Source organism: Acinetobacter sp. YH12040 (assembly GCF_013420005.1).
GTDB lineage: Bacteria > Pseudomonadota > Gammaproteobacteria > Pseudomonadales > Moraxellaceae > Acinetobacter > Acinetobacter amyesii.
Genome location: NZ_VOZB01000004.1, coordinates 201,001 through 223,241 on the forward strand (window position 1 = coordinate 201,001; position 22,241 = coordinate 223,241).

At 41.2% G+C, this 22,241-nt stretch carries 20 protein-coding genes and 1 pseudogene; 14 read left to right on the top strand and 7 right to left on the bottom strand.

Annotation, left to right across the window (positions count from 1 at the left end):
* Window positions 1-295: 295 nt before the first annotated feature.
* The 3 genes from FTT99_RS06165 to fadB all read right to left on the bottom strand — a co-directional run bounded on the left by FTT99_RS06165 (window position 296) and on the right by fadB (window position 4,609).
* On the bottom strand, window positions 296-1,144 hold the full coding sequence (locus tag FTT99_RS06165) for a hypothetical protein (RefSeq protein ID WP_180130442.1): 849 nt from the start codon (window positions 1,142-1,144) through the stop codon (window positions 296-298).
* 126 nt (window positions 1,145-1,270) lie between these two features.
* Window positions 1,271-2,443, bottom strand: a complete 1,173-nt coding sequence (gene fadA, locus FTT99_RS06170; protein ID WP_078193136.1) for an acetyl-CoA C-acyltransferase FadA — start codon at window positions 2,441-2,443, stop codon at window positions 1,271-1,273.
* A gap of 12 nt (window positions 2,444-2,455) precedes the next feature.
* Complete coding sequence (gene fadB / locus FTT99_RS06175) at window positions 2,456-4,609, bottom strand: fatty acid oxidation complex subunit alpha FadB (protein WP_180109651.1); 2,154 nt, start codon at window positions 4,607-4,609, stop codon at window positions 2,456-2,458.
* 471 nt (window positions 4,610-5,080) lie between these two features.
* Here fadB and lpxO point away from each other — a divergent pair, with 471 nt between their 5' ends.
* Window positions 5,081-5,995, top strand: a complete 915-nt coding sequence (gene lpxO / locus FTT99_RS06180; protein ID WP_078190472.1) for a lipid A hydroxylase LpxO — start codon at window positions 5,081-5,083, stop codon at window positions 5,993-5,995.
* Window positions 5,996-6,066: 71 nt separating this feature from the next.
* Here the strand turns inward: lpxO and FTT99_RS06185 are convergent, their stop codons facing one another.
* Window positions 6,067-6,363 (bottom strand): hypothetical protein, encoded by a 297-nt coding sequence (locus FTT99_RS06185; RefSeq protein WP_180130440.1) that lies wholly within the window; start codon window positions 6,361-6,363, stop codon window positions 6,067-6,069.
* Here FTT99_RS06185 and FTT99_RS06190 point away from each other — a divergent pair.
* Window positions 6,362-7,444 carry a diguanylate cyclase domain-containing protein gene (locus FTT99_RS06190; RefSeq protein ID WP_180130438.1) on the top strand — a complete coding sequence of 361 codons (1,083 nt, stop codon included), beginning with the start codon at window positions 6,362-6,364 and terminating at the stop codon, window positions 7,442-7,444. The two genes, FTT99_RS06185 and FTT99_RS06190, sit on opposite strands and share 2 nt — an antisense overlap.
* 181 nt (window positions 7,445-7,625) lie before the next feature.
* Window positions 7,626-8,039 carry a PH domain-containing protein gene (locus tag FTT99_RS06195; RefSeq protein ID WP_180130429.1) on the top strand — a complete coding sequence of 138 codons (414 nt, stop codon included), beginning with the start codon at window positions 7,626-7,628 and terminating at the stop codon, window positions 8,037-8,039.
* A 53-nt stretch (window positions 8,040-8,092) separates the two neighbouring features.
* On the opposite strand, the gene FTT99_RS06200 is transcribed toward FTT99_RS06195, so the two are convergent.
* Window positions 8,093-9,139, bottom strand: a complete 1,047-nt coding sequence (locus FTT99_RS06200; protein ID WP_180062996.1) for an AAA family ATPase — start codon at window positions 9,137-9,139, stop codon at window positions 8,093-8,095.
* Between the two features lie 178 nt (window positions 9,140-9,317).
* On the opposite strand from FTT99_RS06200, the gene uvrC reads away from it, so the two are divergent.
* From uvrC to pgsA, 3 genes are all read left to right on the top strand, one after another.
* Window positions 9,318-11,117: an excinuclease ABC subunit UvrC gene (uvrC, locus tag FTT99_RS06205; RefSeq protein WP_180116099.1), complete on the top strand. Its 1,800-nt coding sequence runs from the start codon at window positions 9,318-9,320 to the stop codon at window positions 11,115-11,117.
* A 136-nt stretch (window positions 11,118-11,253) separates the two neighbouring features.
* On the top strand, window positions 11,254-12,048 hold the full coding sequence (locus FTT99_RS06210) for a thioesterase family protein (RefSeq protein WP_180130494.1): 795 nt from the start codon (window positions 11,254-11,256) through the stop codon (window positions 12,046-12,048).
* Window positions 12,049-12,152: 104 nt separating this feature from the next.
* A complete protein-coding gene (pgsA, locus tag FTT99_RS06215; protein WP_078190467.1) occupies window positions 12,153-12,740 on the top strand; it encodes a CDP-diacylglycerol--glycerol-3-phosphate 3-phosphatidyltransferase in 588 nt (195 codons plus the stop codon).
* A 991-nt stretch (window positions 12,741-13,731) separates the two neighbouring features.
* Here pgsA and FTT99_RS06220 read toward each other — a convergent pair.
* Both FTT99_RS06220 and argH read right to left on the bottom strand, forming a co-directional pair.
* Window positions 13,732-14,001 carry an oxidative damage protection protein gene (locus FTT99_RS06220; protein WP_078190466.1) on the bottom strand — a complete coding sequence of 90 codons (270 nt, stop codon included), beginning with the start codon at window positions 13,999-14,001 and terminating at the stop codon, window positions 13,732-13,734.
* Between the two features lie 27 nt (window positions 14,002-14,028).
* On the bottom strand, window positions 14,029-15,459 hold the full coding sequence (gene argH, locus FTT99_RS06225) for an argininosuccinate lyase (RefSeq protein WP_171263765.1): 1,431 nt from the start codon (window positions 15,457-15,459) through the stop codon (window positions 14,029-14,031).
* On the opposite strand from argH, the pseudogene FTT99_RS06230 reads away from it, so the two are divergent.
* From FTT99_RS06230 to FTT99_RS06265, 8 genes and pseudogenes are all read left to right on the top strand, one after another.
* A pseudogene (locus FTT99_RS06230) lies at window positions 15,450-16,603 on the top strand (sensor histidine kinase). The gene argH and the pseudogene FTT99_RS06230 sit on opposite strands and share 10 nt — an antisense overlap.
* Before the next feature lie 53 nt (window positions 16,604-16,656).
* A complete protein-coding gene (locus FTT99_RS06235) occupies window positions 16,657-17,397 on the top strand; it encodes a LytTR family DNA-binding domain-containing protein (protein WP_111886003.1) in 741 nt (246 codons plus the stop codon).
* Window positions 17,398-17,492: 95 nt separating this feature from the next.
* Window positions 17,493-18,410: a hydroxymethylbilane synthase gene (gene hemC, locus FTT99_RS06240; RefSeq protein ID WP_218954495.1), complete on the top strand. Its 918-nt coding sequence runs from the start codon at window positions 17,493-17,495 to the stop codon at window positions 18,408-18,410.
* A gap of 3 nt (window positions 18,411-18,413) precedes the next feature.
* On the top strand, window positions 18,414-19,193 hold the full coding sequence (locus FTT99_RS06245; protein WP_180024940.1) for a uroporphyrinogen-III synthase: 780 nt from the start codon (window positions 18,414-18,416) through the stop codon (window positions 19,191-19,193).
* Window positions 19,190-20,032 carry a hypothetical protein gene (locus FTT99_RS06250; RefSeq protein WP_180130428.1) on the top strand — a complete coding sequence of 281 codons (843 nt, stop codon included), beginning with the start codon at window positions 19,190-19,192 and terminating at the stop codon, window positions 20,030-20,032. Before FTT99_RS06245 ends, FTT99_RS06250 begins: the two co-directional genes overlap by 4 nt.
* A 6-nt stretch (window positions 20,033-20,038) precedes the next feature.
* Window positions 20,039-21,232 (top strand): heme biosynthesis protein HemY, encoded by a 1,194-nt coding sequence (locus tag FTT99_RS06255; protein WP_180130426.1) that lies wholly within the window; start codon window positions 20,039-20,041, stop codon window positions 21,230-21,232.
* A gap of 9 nt (window positions 21,233-21,241) precedes the next feature.
* A complete protein-coding gene (locus FTT99_RS06260; RefSeq protein WP_180092860.1) occupies window positions 21,242-21,673 on the top strand; it encodes a thioesterase family protein in 432 nt (143 codons plus the stop codon).
* A gap of 142 nt (window positions 21,674-21,815) precedes the next feature.
* Window positions 21,816-22,142: an H-NS histone family protein gene (locus tag FTT99_RS06265; protein ID WP_180130490.1), complete on the top strand. Its 327-nt coding sequence runs from the start codon at window positions 21,816-21,818 to the stop codon at window positions 22,140-22,142.
* The last annotated feature ends 99 nt before the right edge of the window (window positions 22,143-22,241 follow it).

Here is a 22,241-nt window from a genome sequence, read left to right on the forward strand (position 1 = left end):
ATCAACTCAACATTTACTTAATAATGGAAAAATGGTAACCATTTTTGAGTTAGTTTGGCGGCATTTATATTTAGATAGAGTAATTTAATAAAATGTACCCAAATGAGTAATTAAGGTTGATATATGATGTTGATTATTTTTCGTGGTCATAGAATATTTTAACGAGATGAATTTTTAACTTATTTAGAGCTGACCCTTGTTAAACCTAAATGTGGAAAATTTCAGCACTAAATCTCTGTTGTTGCATGCTGAAAAGCGTTGTACTCAGCATGCAACTTTATATCTGAGCCTGAACTTAATTTACTTTAGTTTCAAACAATGGATTAAGGATTTGATCTGCTTGTAAATTATGGTTATTAGTAGAGTAGATTCTACCTTTAAGTAAGTCAGCTTTATGCCATTCGAATGTTTGCTTATCTAAGTCTAATAAACGAACTGAGTATTGCTGACCTTCCTTAGGCATGTACGCTGTAACTATTCCAGCACCTGCACCCATAGTTGCAAGTGTTACACCTACACTTAAGGCACCCATTGCAAATTTACTTCCTACAGATGCATTCAATCCATCAAGAGAAACTAAAAAAATATAATTTGAATTTGCCCATTCTTTTAAAGTCTTGACAGTTGTTTCATCAAGCTGAGGCATATCTAGTTTTGCGTTTCTATTTCGAATATTTGCTAAATTTACAGCATCAGTCTTGGCTATAAACTGAGTAAGTGCAAATGCTGCTGCACGCTGATCATCAGTCATAGTGTTATTTTGATTTAGAAGAGGATATGTGCTGATAGGTGCTCTTTTAGAATTGCTATCAACCTGAAATTCGTATTTTTTTAGCTGTTCTTCAGGCATTGAACCACAAATAAACGGCGTAGCAGAGGTACTAACAGTGACATTATGTTGGTTTAACTGTTGTGTAAAAGTTTGAATAAACTTCTCACTTGTAAGTTTAGTAGGCTCGATGAGTACTAAATCTTTCCCTAATTCATTGGTTAAAAGGCATGAGTTCACAAAAATCGCTACAGGTTTTACTTGGATTGCAGCTTGGGTCTGATTTAATTTTTGGCGCGACTCTTCGGAGATTTTTGTTGTTGCACAACCTGTAAATGCAAGACTGGCGATCAGTGGTAACACAATATTTTTCATAGAAACTCTTGTTTGGTTTTGTTTGATTTCTATGCGTATTATGCATAAATTGTGTTAATAATCTAATTAAATCTTTATTAAAAAACCCCGCAAAAGCGGGGTTCTTTTTAGTCACGTATTTAAGAATTAAACACGTTCAATCACTGTTGCGATACCTTGACCTAGACCAATACACATGGTCGCAAGACCGATTTGTGTATCTTGCTGTTCCATAACGTTCAGCAAAGTCGTTGTGATACGTGCGCCAGAACAACCCAATGGGTGACCCAAAGCGATTGCACCCCCGTTCAAGTTCACACGGTCTTGTTGGTCATAAATGCCTAAGCCTTTAAGAACAGACAAACCTTGTGCTGCGAACGCTTCGTTCAATTCAAACGTTTGAATATCAGCAATTGACAAGCCAGCACGTTTCAACGCTTTTTGCGTTGCTGGAACTGGACCGTAACCCATGATCGCAGCATCACAGCCTGCAACCGCCATAGAGCGAATCACAGCACGTGGCTTAAGACCTAAAGCTTGAGCACGTTCAGCAGACATCAGCAACATTGCAGAAGCACCATCAGACAAAGCTGAAGATGTTGCAGCAGTTACTGTACCGCCTTTCGGATCGAATACTGGGCGTAAAGCTTGGAATGCTTCAAGGTTTGCATCAGGACGAATCACTTCATCGATATCGCACAGAATTTTGAAGCCATTTGCATCGTGACCTTCAACGCCCACGATTTCATTTTTGAAACGACCTTCTTGTGTTGCAGCCCAAGCACGGCGATGAGATTCCACACCAAACGCATCTTGTTCTTCACGCGAAATACCGTTCATACGACCTAACATTTCAGCCGTTAAGCCCATCATGTTAGATGCTTTTGCATAGTGCTTAGACGCTTCTGGGTTGATGTCGATGCCGTGCATCATGCCAACGTGACCCATGTGCTCTACACCACCAATGATGAAGATATCACCTTGGTTGGTTGCAATTTGCGCAGCCGCTGTGTGGATTGCTTGCATAGAAGAACCACAAAGACGGTTCACTGTTTGACCTGCAACAGTCTTTGGAAGATCAGCCAATAACGCAATGTTACGACCAATGTTCATACCTTGCTCTAGGGTTTGGTTTACACAGCCCCAGATTACGTCTTCAACTTCATTGGTATCAAACTGGTTACGAGCAACAAGCGCACGTACTAATTCAGCAGATAAGCTGTCAGCACGGACGTTACGGAACATACCATTTTTGGTTTTACCCATTGCTGAACGTACGCCATCAACGATGACAACGTCACGTGGATTTAAAGTAGCCATTCACGTTGCTCCTTAACCGTAGAATTTTTTGTTGTTTGCAGCCATGTCACGCAACATTTGTGGCGCTTCATAAGCCTTACCTAAATACGCATATTTGTCGCAAAGCGCTACGTATTCAGCGACACCTGTTTGGTCGATGTAACGGCATGGACCACCACGGAATGGAGGGAAACCTACACCCATGATCATCGCCATATCTGCTTCAGCAGCAGTCGCTACGATATTGTCTTCTAGGCAACGAACAGTTTCGTTACAGAACGTCAGCATCATACGGTCAATGATTTCTTGCGCATCAAATTCACGTTTTTCCGCAGTTGCAACAGAAGCCACAAGTTCGTAAGCCACTGGATCAACCACTTTGGCTTTCTTACCTTTACGGTCAAGTTCGTATTTGTAGAAACCAACGTCATTCTTTTGACCCAAACGTTTTGCTTCGTACATTGTTTGAATTGAACCTTTGAAGTCAGGCTTCATGCGGTCAGGGAAACCTTCTGCCATTACTTCCGCACCGTGTACGCCTGTGTCGATACCCACAACGTCGATGAGGTAAGCAGGACCCATTGGCCAGCCGAATTTTTCCATGACTTTGTCGACTTGTTGGAAGTCAGCACCGTCTTTCAATAGAAGGTCAAATGCACCAAAGTAAGGGAACAATACGCGGTTCACCAAGAAGCCTGGGCAGTCGTTAACCACGATTGGTGTTTTACCCATTTTCTGAGCAAGAACTACAGTCGTTGCAATCGCTTCAGCAGACGTCTTTTCACCACGGATCACTTCTACCAATGGCATCATGTGAACTGGGTTAAAGAAGTGCATACCTACGAAGTTTTCAGGACGTTGTAGGTTTTCAGCCAAACGTGTGATTGAAATGGTTGACGTGTTCGAAGCAATGATCGTGTTTTCACGAACATTCTTCTCAGTTTCAGCAAGTACGATACCCTTAACTTTAGGGTTCTCTGTTACTGCTTCAATCACGATGTCCACTTCTTTAAACTCGTCATAGCTTAAAGTCGGACGGATGCGCGCAAGAGTTTCACCCATTTTCGCCGCAGTCATTTTTTTGCGATCAACTTGTTTAGTCAACAATTTGTTCGCTTCAGACATACCTAACGCCAATTGTGGGTTACCAATGTCTTTCATGATGATTGGTGTGCCTTTGCTTGCCGCTTGGTAAGCAATACCACCACCCATGATACCTGCGCCTAGTACAGCAGCTTGGTTGACAGGGTGAGCACCTTTTTCATATTTCTTCGAAGTTTTCTTCACAATTTGGTCGTTAAGGAATAAACCAATTAACGCACCTGCTTGTGGAGTCACAGCCGCTTTAGCAAAACCTTGCGCTTCGATTTTCAATGCTTCATCACGTGGAAGGCTTGCACCTGCTTGTAATGAGTCTAGAAGAAGTTTTGGCGCTGGGTATTGAGCAGGATTTGCTTTTGCAAGAACTGCACCTTTCGCTGTATTGAATGCCATCATTTGTTCAAGCATGTTCAATTTAACAGGATCTAATTTTTCTTGACGTTTTGCTTTCCAGTCTACACGGCCAGCAATCGCTTGTTTCACAAGGTCAATTGCAGCGTCTTGTAGTTTGTCTGCAGCAACAACTGCATCAACAGCACCGTCTTTGAGCGCAGCAGCCGGCTTTTTCGGTGCAGCCATTGCCATCCATTCAACCGCATTGTCGATACCAATCACGCGGCTTAAACGAACCGTACCACCAAAACCAGGGTAGATACCCAGTTTGATTTCTGGAAGGCCAACTTGTGCAGCATCTGACATCACACGATAGTCACACACTAAGCACATTTCAAAACCGCCGCCCAATGCCATACCATTGATTGCAGCAACTTTAGGAACGTTTAGATCTTCAAACGCATTGAAGATGTCGTGAACAGGCAATGCCCAATCCACAATCGCTTGTTCGCCTTGAGCGAAGTTGTCACCGAATTCAGTGATATCTGCACCCACGATAAATGTAGATTTACCTGAAGTAACGATTAAACCTTTGATGTCACCGTTTGCTTTAACAGCGTCAATTGCAGCTTTAAAATCTTCAATTGTTGCGCGGTTAAACTTGTTGACCGACTCACCTTGTAAGTCAAAGCGGAATTCTGCAATTCCGTCCGAAAGCATTTGGACGGTAATGGCATTGCCAGCGTGGATCATGCCTGATCTCCTTTATTTTGGAGGACTTCTAAGTTGATGTTGTGAAGCGAGTACGCGGTTCCTGCGTACACTTTATGCCTCGCTAATCTTACGATAACTATATCTAAAAAGAACATAACAAGTTGTATCAAGCCGTGACGCTAGGGTCATCAAAATTTCTTTTGGAAATAGCCTTTGGATCTGCCTTTAATCGCTATCGCTCTAATTAAATATGTTGAAGCTTATGTTTCAGTTCACATTTTTTTATAAATGTAAGCTATAGATTGAGATGCAAAAGAAAAATTCAAGAAAAAAGCAAGTGTATTTTTCGGCAGAATGGTCAATTCACTTTTAACATTGTCATCCATCTTTGCTGAGACACAGTGTTCTATGCTGCTTATTTAGGCATCACTGAGCACTATGCTATACTCGCCGCGTTCTCAAAAGTTAATTTTTCATTAAGCACAATGCTTATTAGCACCAGGTCCTCATATGATTAAGTGGATTATCCTGGCGGTCTTTGTCATTTCTGCGTTTTATATTCAGCAACGCGGTAAAGTCCGTCATTCATTTTATCGTCAGTTTTTTGATCATTCGACATTGCTCGCACCGATCAATTTTCTCATGTACATGTTTTCAAAAGTGCCGAGTCAACCCTATATCGACACGCAGCATTTTAAAGATTTAAAAGTCTTAGATGAAAACTGGGAAATGATTCGTGATGAAGCCAAGGCCTTGTATGAAAAAGGGGGCATCAAAGCATCGAGTACTTATGATGATCTTGGATTTAACTCGTTCTTTAAAACCGGTTGGAAACGCTTTTATTTAAAATGGTATGACTCAGCTCATCCTTCGGCTGCTGAGCTTTGCCCAAAAACTACGGCCTTGTTAAAAAATTTACCCACTATTAAAGCCGCGATGTTTACCGAGTTGGCGCCCGACAGTCGTTTAGTCCGTCATCGAGATCCCTATGCTGGTTCATTGCGTTATCACTTGGGCTTACTGACGCCCAATGATGACCGTTGTTTTATTGATGTCGATGGTCAGCGGTACTCATGGCGTGACGGCGAGAGTGTGGTGTTTGATGAAACCTATATTCACTATGCTGAAAATAAAACGGATCAGAACCGGATCATTTTCTTTGCAGACGTTGAACGGCCATTAAAGTCGAAGTGGATGGAAGCTTTTAACCATTGGTTTGGTAAAAATGTCATGACTGCTGCAAGTTCACCGAATGAAAGCGGTGATAAAACGGGTGGTTTAAATAAAGTGTTTGGCTATGTCTATCAAATTCGCATAAAAGCCAAAGCCTTGAAAAAAACCAATCGTTCACTGTATTACTTTTTAAAGTGGTTCCTGATGTTGGGGCTGTTCTTCCTGATTTTTGTACGTCCATATTTATTTTAAAAGTAGAATAAATATTGAAAAAATGCGCCCTTAGGGGCGTTTTTTTATGCTGACAGTCAGCGAAATATCAGTTATCGTGCAAGCAGAATAAAAATAATCATGCAGAGCAAATCAGCCAAAAGCAGAAATAGCGTTAGCCAGAATAAGCCAGAAAAAATGAGCCAATAGACGAGGAATATGATGTTGACGTCCGAACTTAAGCCCATGCAAAACCGTTGAGCTGAAAGAAAAGCGTCATCATCAATGATAGCCAAAACCCAAGGGTGAAAACGGTGGAAGCTTTGCATGCAGGCATGAAGACCTACTGCATAGAAACCCTGTGTAAACGCCTGAAGGGATTGATTTGGCGGGAAGGGTATCCGATTCATGAAAGCAACCAACCAAACATTGATGCATCAAATGCATATTTCGATGCAAGATATAGAACGACGTAAACAGTTGCTTGGCTTGACTGATTTAGAGCTGGCGGAACTGGCTTCGATTGGTGGAATTGTGGCGCCAATACTCGACAGTATGGTCGATGAATTTTATGAAAATCAGACCTCAATTCCAGAAATTGCCACTTTGATTGGTGATCTTGATACCTTGAAGCGTTTGCAACGCGCGCAGCACCAGTATTTATTGGACTTATTTTCGGGACGCTATGACAGCGCTTATGTGAATAACCGTTTACGGATTGGTTTGGTTCATAAGCGTATAGGTGTAGAGCCGAAATTGTATCTCTCTGCGGTGCATACCCTAAAGACTATGTTGTTCCGCTTAATTCAGCGTACCTTTAATGATACGGAACAGTATCAGCGGATTATTAACACCTTGGAAAAGCTCTTTATGTTCGACACTACATTGGTGGTGGAAACCTATGTATGGAGTTTGATTAATGAGGTGAAGGTCTCCCGTGAAAAAATGGAACAGTATGCGCATGCGCTAGAGTTTCGTGCACAAGAAATGGAAGAACTTTCACAGCGCGATCCATTAACAGGACTGTTAAATGTCCGGCATTTATCGACCTTATTGACCAGTATTTTATATACCGCACAGCGTAATCATGAACCCGTAACAGTAGTGTTTATTGATATCAATGATTTTAAAAAGATCAATGATGAACAAGGTCATCCACGTGGAGATCAGGTACTACAAACGGTTGCTGCGGCCATAAAGTCGGTTGCACGTTTAGATGATCATTGCTTCCGTTATGGCGGAGACGAATTTTGTTTGGTCTTGCCTGGTTGCAGTGAAAAGCATGTGGAAGGGAGTTTTATCCCACGCTTATTAGAAGCTGTGGCTGAAATGGAAGCAGGCTTAAGTTTAAGTATTGGGCTGTGCCAAACAGACCATCAGCAAGGCTATGTAGATGCCATGAGCTTGGTACAACAAGCCGATGCTAAAATGTATCAAGAGAAAAAGAATTATAAACGTTTGCAGGAACAACCCTTTCCGAAAGAAGCGTGATCCGAGCTTAAAGAACGCCAAAAATAACAATAGATGAATAGCGAAACTTGAGCTAAATGGATCTCTATATTCTTGAAAATAATGTGATAAATACGCTTATTTCCTGCAAAAATAAAAGCTGAAATAGCAGATGCATCCTTCAAAATCTTGTATAGAATAAAAGCAGTTGATGGGGGATAAGATGCAAGTTTTTCGTTCAAAAAAAGATTGGTGGGTGGTGGCGTTTATTGTTTGTATGAGCGGTTTACTCATTCAATTATTACTCACCATGCATGCCAAAGGCACGATGCAACAATATCCTCTTCATACCGCGGTGTATATTTTGACGGTGTTATTGCTGTGGTGGCCAATATTCAATACACGTTATCAAATTTCCGCTACAGAATTAAATATCCGTAGCATGTTTCTACGTTGGCAGATTCCTTTGCAGGATATCCAACGCATCAGTGCAAGTCAGGATTTGTCTGCGGCACCTGCGCTTTCCATTAAACGGTTAAAAATTGAATATATACAGAATGGACAACGCAAATTCGTCATGGTTTCACCGAAAGATCTGCAAGCTTTTGCTAAAGCGATTGGTGTTCCAATCCAATAAATATAAGAATGCTGCATAAAGGTATGTGAGCATGCCTTTTAAAGACCAGTAAATTATTTAATAATAACCAATTGTCCAAGTTGTGCATCTAGGTGTATTTTAGTTTGTTCGGGATGATTCAAAAAATACACCGCCAAAATAGGCTCAAGTTCGACCCGCATTTTTCGTGCTAAATGTCGTGCGCCATAACGAATATCATGGTTCTGATAAAAATGTGCTTTGGCTGCATCTGTGAGTTTGATACTGCGTTTTTGATGTTGTAGGCGTTGATTAAGTTTTTCCAGTTCAATCTCCACCAAACGGGGCAAGGCATCATCTTGAACGGGTTGATATTGTAGTACACGATCAATACGGTTAATAAATTCAGGGTCGAATTTACGTTGCATGACTTTTTCAATAATGCTGCTGACCGGCACGCGCTTGAGACAAACCTTTTGTATTTTTTCGGGCAAAAAATTTAACTTATCTAGATATTGCTGTGCCGCTTGTGCACCGACATTGCTGGTCATAAAGATCATACAATTACGAAAGTCGATGGTTTTTGTACCTGAGGTTAGGGTTAATTTTCCGCTATCTAGCACATTCATTAAGCCGCGAAGCACTTCGGTTGACGCTTTTTCCAGTTCATCAAAAAGCACGATGCCCGGACGGGTATGACTACCTGCAATGGCAACTTCATCAAATAAACTATGGCCTTCTTTAGAACCGACATAGCCCGGAGGCGCACCAGTAATGGCAGCCGCATAATGTTCCTGTGCGAGCGTGTTCATATCAATACGGCAAAAGGCATCAGGTCGGCCATAAATCACTTCACTGATTAAACGCACAGTTTCGGTTTTACCAACACCTGTCGGTCCAAGCATTAAGGTTACGGAGAGCGGTCGTTCAGGACTGGAAAAATCAGCCTTGACCACATGCAGCATTTTTTCAATTTCGTCTAATGCTGCTTCTTGTCCAATGATCCGTTGCTTTAGGCGTTGCATAACGTCATGCGGTTCAAAATGAAAACGCGGCTTACCCATCAAACGGTTTTTTTCAGCAGTGCTATGCGTCGAAGTTGTCGGGTGTACGACATGGATGGCGGGATTGGCGTTCGTCATGCATCATGTTCCTAAAGCGTGATGTTTTGAGCATAGCAAATTTAGAATTTTGCATTAATAGCTTTTAGCAATCAGATCATTGCTATGAGCAACAATAAATTTGCGGGATTGCTTGAAAATGTAGGTAAAAGCATCACATCATGTCAAAGAGCAATATCGAAGACGGAACAAGGCAAAAGTGAACGAAAACGCACGCGAACATATTGAAAAAATTCTTGCCAATATGACGACTCTACCCGGTGTTTACCGCATGCTGGGTAAAGACGGTGAGTTGCTGTATGTGGGTAAAGCAAAGAATTTAAAAAATCGTGTGTCGAGTTATTTTGTGAAAACCATTGAGCATCCCAAGACGCAAGCCTTGGTCGCCCGTATTTATGATATTGGAACCTTGGTGGTGCGTTCTGAAACGGAAGCCCTATTGCTCGAACAAAACCTGATTAAGCTGCATCGTCCACCGTATAACATCATGCTGCGTGATGATAAGTCTTATGTTTATATCTTTATTTCAGCCGATAAACCCTATCCACGAATTGCCGCAGGGCGAGGCAAAGCGAAGCATCAGGCCGGTAAGTTTTTCGGGCCTTATCCGAGTGCTTATAACGCGCGTGACACTTTGGTGGTGCTGCAAAAACTGTTTAATGTGCGTCAGTGTGAAAATAGCTATTTTTCGCAGCGCAAACGACCATGCTTGCAATACCAAATTAAACGCTGTTCCGCGCCTTGTGTGGGTTTGATCTCACCCGAAGATTACAAAGAAGATGTCAATAACTCGATTCGGTTTTTACAAGGCGACACCAAAGAGCTTAATCAAGAGCTGATTGGGAAAATGGAAGCTGCGGCCGAAGCACTCGAGTTTGAAAAGGCGGTGTTTTATCGTGATCGTATGGCGCTGCTGCGTGATGTGCAAACTCAGCAAGCGATTTATAAAGTCAAAGGTGAGGCTGATATCATTGCCATTGCTTATCAAGCCGGTGTGACCTGTGTGCAAATCATGCATGTGCGCAATGGCAAAATGCTCGGCGGAAAGAGTTATTTCCCTGATATGCAGGGTGATGATCTAGGTCAAATGCTCTCGGACTTCATTGCCAATTTCTACTTTCAAGTTGCAGATGAGATTCCAACTGAACTCATCATCAATGTCGATATTCCAGATCGCAAAGACATGGAAGATGCACTACATCAGCACTTTGATAAAAAAATTCAAATCAAACATAAAGTGCGTGAAACCCGTGCAGAGTGGCAAGAGCTTGCACAAATGAATGTGCAACACGCCATTAAAGGTAAATTGGCTGATCATTTTGAATTGAATGAGCGCTTTCATCAGTTAGAGCAAGTCGTTGGGCGGCCGATTGACAGTATTGAGTGTTTTGATATTTCTCACACTATGGGTGAGGCAACTATCGCGTCTTGTGTGGTCTTTGATGCTGGCGGTGCAAGAAAGCGCGACTATCGACAATTTTCCATAAATGACATTACCGAAGGCGATGATTATGCTGCCATGCGTCAAGCGCTGACCCGCCGCTATAAAAAGCATATGCTACCCGATTTGCTATTAATTGACGGGGGTAAAGGTCAATTACACATGGCGATGGAAGTCATGCAGGAGCTCGAGCTCGATGCCTTTATGGTCGGGGTGTCCAAAGGTGAGGGGCGTAAACCTGGTCTGGAAACATTGCACTTTACCGATGGTGAAAAAATCCAATTGCCCGAAGACCATAAAGCCCTGCATTTGATTCAACAGGTTCGTGATGAAGCCCACCGCTTTGCCATTACCAAACACCGAGCGAAACGAGATAAAAAGCGCGGCTCTTCGGTACTTGAGGTGATCCCGGGCTTAGGGCCAAAACGTCGTCGGGATCTGTTGACCCATTTTGGTGGCATTCAGGGGGTACTCAAAGCTTCGGAAAATGATTTAAAACTTGTACCGGGTTTAGGTGATGTGATGGCGCGCACCATTTATAAAATCCTGCATGAATAGCGCGAACTAAGCCCAATCGATGACGGGTCAATCCTGAATTTGCCAAAATGATCATTGACGCATGAGTCACTGATCATTCACATCATTTAATTTTTATACAATGATATAAAAATCAAAAATATGATCAGGGATGATGATGTCACTCGCACAGTTGTATCAACATATTGAACACAATGAATGGGTTGAGATTCCAGAAGGATGGTTGCAAGGGCGTACGATCTATGGCGGCTTAGTGGCTGGCATGATGATGCACAAAGCCGTTGCCACCATTGCCGATCCGCAGCGACGTTTACTCAGTTGTAATGTGACCTTTGTTGGGCCAGTACAATTGGCGCCCGTGCGTTTAAGTGCGGAAATTTTAAGACAGGGCAAATCCGTCACCACCATTGAAGTTCGACTTTGGCAAGATGATGCCGTACAAAGCATTTTATTGGCGAGCTTTGGTGTTCCACGTGAATCAAGCATTGTCGTCAATCAGGAGCGTCAAGCACCCAATTTTCCTGAAGTGAGCAGCTTAAAGATTGCCGAACATCATCCACTTGCACCCCAGTGCTTTCAGCAAATGGATTTGGTCTGGGTAGATGGGCAGTATCCATGTACAGCAAGTCAAAAGCCAGACTTTAGTGGTTGGATGCGTTTTAACCCAGAACGTCATGATAACCGTAAGATGACTGTTGCTGACCTAATGGTCTCGATGGATATGTGGCCGCCCGGTGTACTGCCTATGTACAAAACCATGGCACCTGCTAGTTCTTTAACGTGGACATTGACCTATGTACATCCCTTGCAATCAAACTTACATAATTGGTTTAAATATAAAGTATTTACCGATTATGCAGCGGATGGATACGCTACAGAATATGCTCATTTATGGGATGAAAATAACCAGTTGATAGCGATTGCGCGACAGACTGTTACGGTGTTTGCCTAGTGACACTGAGGGGCATTTCGTATAAAGTGAGTGCAACTAACGATGGATAAATCCTCAAATTATTTTGCATTTTCATCGTGCATGAGGGGAAAACTGGGGTGTCTATGACAACAGGTCGAATCCTGAATATTCCTAATATTTTAACATTGGCACGAATTGCTTTAATTCCTGTGTTTTTGTTGGTGGCGTACTGGCCACCTGCAATGGGCGTGGGTGAGCATGCTGCAAGCATGTCACGTCATATATTGCTGACTGCTATTTTTGTGATCGCAGCTGTCACTGACTGGTTTGATGGCTACCTTGCAAGAAGTTTAAATCAGACTTCAGCATTTGGACGTTTTCTCGATCCTGTTGCAGATAAACTGATGGTCGCAACTGCGTTGATCGTCTTGGTGCAATGGCAACCGACCATTTCGATGGCCTTTGCAGCGATTGTAATTATTTCACGTGAAATCACGGTGTCTGCCCTACGTGAGTGGATGGCTGAATTAGGCGCGCGTACCAGTGTTGCGGTTTCAACCGTTGGTAAATATAAAACAGCATTTCAGATGATTGCGATTTCAGTGTTCTTGCTAAATTGGCAACCCCTAGAAATGTTGGCGTATGGATTGCTCTATACAGCCGTAGTTTTAACGTTATGGTCGATGTTTATATATTTGAAAGCCGCATGGCCGTATTTAAAGCAACCTTGATTTAAAGTAAGTTATTAAAAGCTCCGTGATCGGGGCTTTTTTATTGCCGAGTTTTTAGAAAAAATTCAGGGTTTGACTAGTTTGAACAGCGCTTCATTTGATTAGAGCTTGAAGTTAAATGTGAGATGTTAGTGCAAATTTTGGATAAAAAAATTCCCAGATTTTGGGGGAAATCTGGGAAGGAAAATCGGGGTTACTTATCGCTATTATGGAAGATGTTTCCATCTCCTTGATTGCTATTATAGGAAAGCCATTTTAGAAATACATGGAGTTTCTTGTAGTGTAATGTTGTGTTTTATTGAGAAATGTATCACAAATTTACATTAAGAATTTTTGATACAAATTGGCCAATAACTTTGGTAGGTTTTGTTTGGATTTAAACAATGAAAATCGATATATGTGATGATAAAAATACATTTAACATTATTTAAATAATAAATTCATTTATTTAAGTTTAAATAAAATTGATCAATGGATAAAAGATATTTCAGCAATGATGAAGATCATTTCCCAATGAAAGCTTACACAGACGTCATCTTGGTTTTGCGAAAATAGCAGTGCTCCGAAGCAAAAAAAGAATCCTTTCAGACTTTATTTTGAAATTACGCACTTCGCTTGTCTTGCGTAATTTTTAGAGCAATAAAAAAGAATCCCCAAGATTGGAGATTCTTTTCAATTAAAGCCTACGAGCAGCATAGCTGCTTGTCTTGCGGCGTGGCAGTACTCCTAAGCACAAAAAAAAGGAGCCCCTTTGGACTCCTTCATGACATTTGAAGCTAAGCGCTTCGCTTGTCTTGCGTAATTTTTAGAGCAATAAAAAAGAATCCCCAAGATTGGAGATTCTTTTCAATTAAAGTCTACGCACAGCATAGCTGCTTGTCTTGCGGCGTGGCGGAGTATAAAAATAGGAGCCCCTTTGGGACTCCTTCATGACATTTGAAACTACGCGCTTCGCTTGTCTTGCGTAAAACTTAAAGCAACGCTTTAAGTTTTACTCAGGCTTTAGGCCTTCGGCTTTTTCTAAAGATTCATCATTGCTGAAGAATTTTTCACGTTGCTCTTCAAGGAACTTTTTCGCGTCAGCTTCAAACACGTTTAAACGTTTTTCATTGATCAACGTCGTTTGGTGTTTTAGCCATTCTTGCCAAGCTTGTTTAGATACCGTATCAAACAATTCTTGTCCCTTCGCACCCGGGAATGGTGCAAAGTCTAAACCTTCCATTTCAGCCTGATATTTACGGCAAAAAACTTGTCGAGACATATCAATACTCCATTTAACTTGAAAAAGTTATGCGTAAAGTTTTTCTAAACGTGCGTGTGCGCGTTCAATTGCTGCTTCAACTTGAGCAGGTGCAGTACCACCAATGTGGTTACGTGCATTGACAGATGCTTCAAGTGTTAATGCTTTTTCGAAGACATCGGCCTGAATCAAGTCAGAGAACTGTTGAAGTTGCTCAAGGGTTAATTCTGAAAGATCTTTGCCTTCTTGAACACCGAGAGCAACTGCTTTACCCACAATCTCATGTGCATCACGGAATGCCACGCCATTTTTAACTAGGTAGTCGGCAAGGTCAGTTGCAGTTGAGAAGCCACGCAGCGCTGCTTCACGCATGATGTCAATGTTTGGCACTAGTGCAGGGATCATGTCGGCAAATGCCATGAGTGAGCCACGAACAGTATCGATTGCATCGAATAGTGGTTCTTTATCTTCTTGGTTGTCTTTGTTGTATGCCAATGGTTGACCTTTCATCAGGGTCAATAGGCTCATCAAGTCACCATATACACGGCCAGTTTTACCACGGATCAACTCAGGAACGTCTGGGTTTTTCTTTTGCGGCATGATTGAAGAGCCAGTGCAGAAACGGTCAGGGATGTTCACAAATTTGAACTGAGCCGATGTCCAAAGAATCATTTCTTCTGACATGCGTGATAAATGCATCATGATGAGTGATGCTGCCGCATTGAATTCAATACCAAAATCACGGTCAGATACGGCGTCCAATGAATTTTCACAGACAGCTTCGAAACCTAAGAGTTCTGCTGTATACGCACGTTCGATTGGATAGGTTGTACCTGCAAGTGCAGCAGAGCCTAAAGGTAGGCGATTTACACGTTTACGGCAGTCAATTAAACGTTCTGAGTCACGTACCAGCATTTCAAACCATGCCATTAAATGGTGACCAAAAGTCACTGGCTGTGCAGTTTGTAAATGCGTGAAGCCCGGCATGATGGTATTGGTATTTTTCGCCGCTAAGCCTAGGATGCCTTTTTGTAATTTTTTCAATAATTCTAAAATCGCATCGATTTCGTCGCGAACATACAGACGGATATCGGTTGCAACTTGGTCATTACGACTACGACCGGTGTGTAGTTTTTTACCTGTAATACCGATACGTTGAGTCAAGCGTGACTCAATATTCATGTGCACATCTTCTAGGTCAATGCGCCATTCGAAGTTACCCGCTTCAATTTCTGCTTTAATGGTGTTTAAGCCATTAATAATATCGTCACGCTCTTGTTCAGTCAGAACGCCGACTTTTGCAAGCATGGTTGCATGTGCAATTGAACCTGCAATATCTTGTTTATAAAAGCGTTGGTCAAACTGTACAGATGCTGTAAATTCAGCAACAAAAGCGTCAGTAGCTTCGGAAAAACGACCGCCCCACATGCCTGAAGTTTGGGCTTGTGACGGATTTGAGGAATTAGAAGATGTGGTCATGTCGGCTCAATAAGATAAAAAGCATAGAACTGAACAAGAGTATAGCAAATTCGAACCCAGTTGCCGAAGGGCAAGTTGATCAAACTTTTAGACAAGGTTTGGGCCTATGACAATTTCTGTATTTTCAAGAAAAATGGGCCGTTGGCATTATTTGTGGGAGCTTTTTCTTGCGGGCAATATTGTGGCGTTGGTCTTGGCTTTGGCACAAGCTCAATCGTGGCAAGCCTTAAGTGTTTACAGTGTCATGCAGCATGTGTTGTTTATTAACTGGATATTATTGGCATTTGCAGCATTTTCAGAGCTTTTGCAGAGCAAGACGCGTGGTTTAAGCATGAAAATGCTCATGTTTAGCGGGTTTGTTTTATTGCAAGCTTTGGTGTTATTCACCACCTTAATTTTAAATGTTTTGATCTATTTTGGTGAAAATTTCAGTTTAGCTGGTTTGAGTGCAGATGTTTTAACTGCTAGTGTGGTTTTAAATCTGAGCTATGGGGTATTACTTGGGGCATTTTGTTTTCGATATTTATATTTAAGAGAACAGTGGGGTCGACAACATCATAGTGAATTAAACTCACGCATTCAGGCTATGCAAGCTCGGATTCATCCACATTTTTTATTTAATAGCTTAAACAATGTGATTAGCTTGATTGCGATTGACCCAGATAAAGCGGAGCAAATGCTACTGAATTTATCTCGATTGTTCCGTGCGAGTTTTCAAGAATTGAAACTGGTGAGTCTCAAAGATGAGATCGATTTGTGTCAGCGTTATTTGGCCATCGAACAAATGCGATTGGGCGATCGGCTCAATGTGGAGTGGAAACTGGCCGACATTGAACAGTACGCTCAAGTACAAATTCCACTATTAACTTTACAACCTTTATTAGAAAATAGTATTTTTCATGGAGTCGAAAAGATTTTGACAAAGAGTACGATAAATATATTGATTGAAATATTACAAAATCAAATTAATATCGTTATTACAAATCCTTATACACAGGATACAATTAAATTACGTCAGGGGAATGGTATTGCCATCGAAAATGTGAAACAGCGACTTGAGGCATATTATGGTCAGCATGTCACTTTTCAAACCTACGCAGGCGAGGGAATGTATACGACTGTGGTGCAATATCAATATAAATAGAAATCTCAGTTGACCAATAAAAATAAATGACGTTAACGAGATAAGGAGGAGAAATGGACATCCTGATCTGTGATGATGAGCCTCTAGCAGTAGAGCGATTGTCACGTTTAGTCACTCAACTTGGACATCAAGTGGTTGCGAAAGCCTCACATGGTCAACAAGCGATTGACTTGGCTCAAAGCCTCGAGCCTGATGTCATCTTACTAGATATACAAATGCCTGAAATGGATGGGCTGACTTGCGCTAAATTGTTGCGTGAATTAGACCCCATGCCCGCTATTATTTTTTGTACTGCATATGATCATCATGCACTTGATGCATTTAAGTCGAATGCAGAGGGATATTTACTAAAACCGGTTATGCAACAGGAATTGCAGCAGGTTTTAGATCATTTAACTAAATTAACCCAAGCTCAATTGAGCACGATAAAACAAAAAGAAAATATGGACGAAATTAAAATCAGCCGCCATCAAATCGCGGCAAAGACCTATCGTGGTGTAGAGTTGGTACCTGTGGAAAATATTTACTATTTTCTTGCAGATCAGAAATATGTCACTGTTCGGCACAAAAATGGCAGCGTACTCATTGATGAAACACTGAAAGATTTAGAGCATGAATTTGGTGATCGCTTTATACGCATCCATCGTAATGCCTTGGTGTCTGTGAGCTTTTTAGATGGTTTAGAGGTTGTAAGCTCAGGACAATATCAAGTGCGTTGTCGAGATTTAGACGAGCGCTTGGCGGTCAGCCGTCGGCATTTACCGAATTTACGCGAGCGAATACAAAAATTATAGGGCAAGGGTTAAAGCACATTGCGAATTAAGCTTGCATTTTCAACTGAGCAAGTTAAGTTTAGAATAATAGCCCTATAGACTGTATTTTAAAATTTATGAATATCCTTAAGATCGCAACTCGACAAAGCCCGCTTGCACTTTGGCAGGCGGAACATATTCGTGCACGCTTAGAAGCACTTCATGCAAATTTGAAAGTTGAGTTGGTGACTTTTGTGACCCAAGGTGACAAGATTCTAGATACCCCCTTAGCCAAAATTGGGGGGAAAGGATTATTTGTAAAAGAATTAGAAGCGGCATTGTTGGATGGTCGTGCAGACTTGGCAGTTCATTCGATGAAAGATGTGCCAATGACCTTGCCTGAAGGTTTAAGCTTGGCCGTGATTTGTGAGCGTGAAGACCCATTAGATGCTTTCGTTTCAAATACCTATAACAGTTTTGATGAGTTGCCACAGGGTGCGAAGGTTGGGACATCGAGCTTGCGCCGCAAATGCCAAATTTTAAAACAACGTCCTGATCTTGAGATTATTGATCTGCGTGGCAATGTGGGTACGCGTTTATCTAAACTCGATGCGGGTAACTATGATGCGATTATTTTGGCCAGTGCAGGGTTGAAGCGTCTGGGTTTAGGAGAGCGTATTCGTCATACTCTTGAGCCTGTTGTGAGTTTACCTGCAGTTGGACAAGGTGCATTGGGCCTAGAATGTCGTAACCAAGATCAAACTGTATTGGATTTAATTTTGCCCTTAATGCATACAGAGACCAATGCCTGTGTACGCGCAGAACGTGCATTTAATGCATATCTAGAAGGTGGCTGCCAAGTACCGATTGCAGGTTATGCAACCTTAGAAAATGGTCAGATTCATTTGGAAGGTCGTGTCGGTAGTGTTGACGGTCAAACCTTGTTGAAAGCACAGCAAGTAGGTTTTCCTGAACAAGCTGAACAGCTCGGTGTCAAATTGGCACAAGACTTGTTAGCCCAAGGTGCCGGTGAAATTTTAAAGGCACTGTATTAATACATGCTTTTTATCAATACACGTCCAGCAGATCGTGCAACGCAGCTTAGCTTGACGCTGCGCTCTGCGGGTGTTGCTGTGGCTGAGCTTCCATTACTTGAGCTCAAGCCACGGGCATGGTCAGAAGCATTGGCAGCGTGCTACGCCCAGTTGAGTGCTGCGGATGTATTGGTTGTGGTGAGCCCCTCTGCGGTTACCTTTGGAATGCAAGGTTTGCGTAAGGCAGGCATTTCACTTGATCAGCTCGAACATATTCAATGGGTTGCAGTGGGTGATGCAACTGCAGCAAAGCTGGCTGATTATGGCATTCACAGTGTCGTACCGCAGGTGGAAACCTCGGAGGGAATGCTCACCTTAAGCCATTTAGAACAATTAGAGGCCGGGGCTTGCGTTGCATTTTGGCGCGGTGAAGGTGGTCGTCAATTTATGATGCAGCAGTTGCTAGCACGTGGCATTCAGATTCTCAATTTTGTGCTATATGAACGGTATCTACCAGAAGAGACCATTCAAAAAGTAAAAACACTCATTTCTGAACATCAGTTGTCATCTCCATATTGTATGTTGATCACCAGTGAGGCTAGTTGGCTCAATTGGCTTGACTTGATTCAGTCGCATTTATCAGTGCTGAGTCATGCACATTTTTTAGTTTTAGGTGTAAGGTTGTTCGAGTTACTTGAGCAAAGTCGTATAACACTGAACAAAGATTTTAAAATTATTCAACTCGAAGATTTAAACGCGACACACATATTGCAGCATGTGCAAGTCGTGCAGGGAAATACATGAAGAAGTTGTTTGTCGTTGTGGTCATTGTCGCCGTAATTTGGTTGGCTAAACTCAGTTTTGATCTATTCCAAGTCAATGCTCAACAAACCGAACTGATGCAACAACAAACTTTATTGCAACAGCGCAATGCTGGTTTGAATGATCAGGTTGTGGCTTTGAAACGACAGTTGAGCGGCAGAACGACCGAGATGTCGGCTGCAACGATATCGAATGCTTCGATTGCTTCTGAGGCAACCCATAGTATTGAGCCAATGAGTGTGGTGGGCCAGCAACTTGATTTGGTTGAATTTGCCATGCAGCAACAACAATTTGCTGTCGCTTTAGAAAAATTAAACCAATTAGATCAACAATTAGATCAGTTGAGCTTAGCACCTGCACTGCGCATGAGTTTGCATCAGGTGATTCAAAAAGATCGTGAGACCTTAAAGCAATATGTGACAGAGCGTCAGTTGCAGTCCGATAAAGTGAAAAATACTCTGCAATCGATCGATCAATTGTTAGAAAAAGAAATATTAAAGCCCTATAGTTCAAAAGAGCAGCAAAAAGGTCTTTCTTTTTGGCAAAAATGGATTCAAGTCGAATCAGTCGAACAACCGAGTCCCGTATTAATGCAGCGTAGCTTGGTATTAAAAGAAATGCAGTTACGTTTAATTTTGGCTCAGCAGGTTTTAAATCAAGGACAATATCCTCAATTTCAACAAGAAATCACTGAAATTATGCAAATTATGCAGCAATTGCCAGATGCTTCATTAAAACCAATACGCCAACGTTTAGAACAATTAAAGGACATTCCGGTTATTTCTGTACCGCTGTTAAATACTCGGGCACTCATAGGATAATCGACTATGAAACATATTTTATTGGCCTATTTATTTATTAGCTTATTGGTTGTTGCCATTATTAGTTTGCTGAGTTTTGGGCATGGTGCAGGCTATGTGTATTTATACTGGCGTGAATGGCAAGTTCAATCCAATATTTGGTTTTTAGCATTATTGCTGGCACTACTGAGTTTGATCGTGCAAATGTTTTGGTATGCGGTTAAACGTTATTTAAGTCGAGAACAACGTAAATCTGAAACGGTCTTTAGTTTTAATAAACTACATCCCTATGAGCAATTGGCTGTCATTTGGCTTTTAAATGCTGCGCAAGATCAAAAAAACTTTATTCAGCAAGCTTTTACTGAGTCTGGATTATTAAAAGGGGTGATCGATGCGCGTTTATATTGGATTCAGCAGCAATATGAAACAGCACTAAATGCATTAACTCAGACCAATCCAATGGCTTTTGAGCTTGCAGAATTGCAACGGATTGAAATTTATTTATCTCAACAAGAGGGTGAAAAGGCTTTAACGCATCTTGAATTTTTGAATCAACATGAATTATCGCCATGGTTGCAAAAAGTCAGCACTGCCTATGAGCAGCGTTTAACCACGCTATGGGGCATGTTTGCGTTGCAGTTTCCTTGGTTGTATTTGCGTTCGACACGTTATGGACATTTAGATGAGCTGACAAAACAAGCTTGGTTGGAACAATTATTATCTGCATTTGATCAAGCTGATGTCGATGACTTACAGCATTTAAAGCAGCGTTATTTGGATTTGCAAGATCAAATTACAGAGCGTAAATATGCGGTCAAGGTGCTATGGTTGAAAGTCTTGTCTCGTATGCCAGAGATGAGTCAGGAGCATGAGCAATTGGCCATTCATTTGCTGGAACAGCAATTTAACAAAGAAGTGTTCTTTTTGTGGTTCCAGCAAAAAATGCTGAAGCAAAACCCTGACTATGTGGCTGTAGAACAGCAGATTCGACGTTGGGAAGAAAAGTATCCTGCGCTGCCTGTTTTTAGTTTTGCAAAATGGAATATTTACCAAGCGACAGCACGCCAAGCTGAAGCAGATGCATTGTTAGAATTATATCCAGATGATGTATTAATGAGTTATTTACGCATCAAGTCAGCCTTAAATCAGCAGGATGACTTGATCAAACAATTAAATTTAATATTTGAAAATAATGCCAATTTTATGGAAATTCGAATATAAGGACATTATATGCGAGAAGATTTAGCTCAATATTCATTGGTTCATACTCAACACGTCGCTTGGGGGGATATGGATGCTTTTGGTCATGTAAATAACGTGCATTATTATCGTTATATGGAAAGTGCGCGGATTGGTTATTTAGATCAGTTGGATATATTTAATCAGTCTGTAGTTACGGTTGTGGCTTCAAGCCAATGTAAATATTTAAGCCCAGTGGTTTATCCTGATATTTTAAAAGTGGCAACGCGCGTTGAAGAATTAAGAAATAGTGCATTTCGTATGAGTTATATATTATGGAGTGAACAGCAACAAAAAATCGTTGCAACAGGCGATGCGGTTATTGTGTGCGTGGATAAAACTACCCTACAAAAAACTTCAATTCCAGAAAGTATAAAAACTAAAATAAAAGCTTTGGAGATTTCAGTCGGAAATAATATTTAAATACAATTTAATTTTATATATTTTAAGGAGTCGTGTTAAAATATTGTAGTAAAATGAAAATTATTTATTGAATAAAAATTTTATTATAATATTATGAGCGAGTTTTCATAAGCATTATTAAAATGAAATTTCGGAGTTAAAGATTATGCCTGATATTAGTAATTTATCAGTTGAAGAGTTAAAGAAGCTTCAAGTAGAAGCTGAAGCCTTGATTGCATCTAAAAAAGATCAAGCGATTGAAGATGCATACAACCGTATTATTGAAATTGCAGAAAATTTAGATTTAAGTGTTGAACAAATCCTTGAATTTGGTTTAAGCAAACGTAAAAAATCAACGCGTAAAGCGGTTGAGCCACGTTACCGTAGCAAAACCAATGCAGATGACACGTGGACTGGTCGTGGTAAACAACCACGTTGGTTAGTGGCTGAGTTAGAAAAAGGCGCGAAACTAGAAGACTTCTTAATTTAAGAACAATTCATGAAATCGTCATATCCTGAGTTCAGGATAATTAAACCAGGCAAATGCCTGGTTTTTTTATCTCTTTGAATTGGCTATGCAGAAAAAGTA

Excerpts from the sequence above, each read along its gene's own strand:
- FTT99_RS06250 (WP_180130428.1), top strand. The coding sequence starts at position 19,190 with ATGAAGAAGTTGTTTGTCGTTGTGGTCATTGTCGCCGTAATTTGGTTG.
- FTT99_RS06200 (WP_180062996.1), bottom strand. The coding sequence starts at position 9,139 with ATGACGAACGCCAATCCCGCCATCCATGTCGTACACCCGACAACTTCG.
- lpxO (WP_078190472.1), top strand. The coding sequence starts at position 5,081 with ATGATTAAGTGGATTATCCTGGCGGTCTTTGTCATTTCTGCGTTTTAT.
- FTT99_RS06245 (WP_180024940.1), top strand. The coding sequence starts at position 18,414 with ATGCTTTTTATCAATACACGTCCAGCAGATCGTGCAACGCAGCTTAGC.
- FTT99_RS06165 (WP_180130442.1), bottom strand. The coding sequence starts at position 1,144 with ATGAAAAATATTGTGTTACCACTGATCGCCAGTCTTGCATTTACAGGT.
- FTT99_RS06220 (WP_078190466.1), bottom strand. The coding sequence starts at position 14,001 with ATGTCTCGACAAGTTTTTTGCCGTAAATATCAGGCTGAAATGGAAGGT.
- fadB (WP_180109651.1), bottom strand. The coding sequence starts at position 4,609 with ATGATCCACGCTGGCAATGCCATTACCGTCCAAATGCTTTCGGACGGA.
- FTT99_RS06255 (WP_180130426.1), top strand. The coding sequence starts at position 20,039 with ATGAAACATATTTTATTGGCCTATTTATTTATTAGCTTATTGGTTGTT.
- FTT99_RS06195 (WP_180130429.1), top strand. The coding sequence starts at position 7,626 with ATGCAAGTTTTTCGTTCAAAAAAAGATTGGTGGGTGGTGGCGTTTATT.
- FTT99_RS06235 (WP_111886003.1), top strand. The coding sequence starts at position 16,657 with ATGGACATCCTGATCTGTGATGATGAGCCTCTAGCAGTAGAGCGATTG.
- FTT99_RS06260 (WP_180092860.1), top strand. The coding sequence starts at position 21,242 with ATGCGAGAAGATTTAGCTCAATATTCATTGGTTCATACTCAACACGTC.
- argH (WP_171263765.1), bottom strand. The coding sequence starts at position 15,459 with ATGACCACATCTTCTAATTCCTCAAATCCGTCACAAGCCCAAACTTCA.
- pgsA (WP_078190467.1), top strand. The coding sequence starts at position 12,153 with ATGACAACAGGTCGAATCCTGAATATTCCTAATATTTTAACATTGGCA.
- FTT99_RS06210 (WP_180130494.1), top strand. The coding sequence starts at position 11,254 with ATGTCACTCGCACAGTTGTATCAACATATTGAACACAATGAATGGGTT.
- FTT99_RS06185 (WP_180130440.1), bottom strand. The coding sequence starts at position 6,363 with ATGAATCGGATACCCTTCCCGCCAAATCAATCCCTTCAGGCGTTTACA.
- fadA (WP_078193136.1), bottom strand. The coding sequence starts at position 2,443 with ATGGCTACTTTAAATCCACGTGACGTTGTCATCGTTGATGGCGTACGT.
- hemC (WP_218954495.1), top strand. The coding sequence starts at position 17,493 with ATGAATATCCTTAAGATCGCAACTCGACAAAGCCCGCTTGCACTTTGG.
- FTT99_RS06190 (WP_180130438.1), top strand. The coding sequence starts at position 6,362 with ATGAAAGCAACCAACCAAACATTGATGCATCAAATGCATATTTCGATG.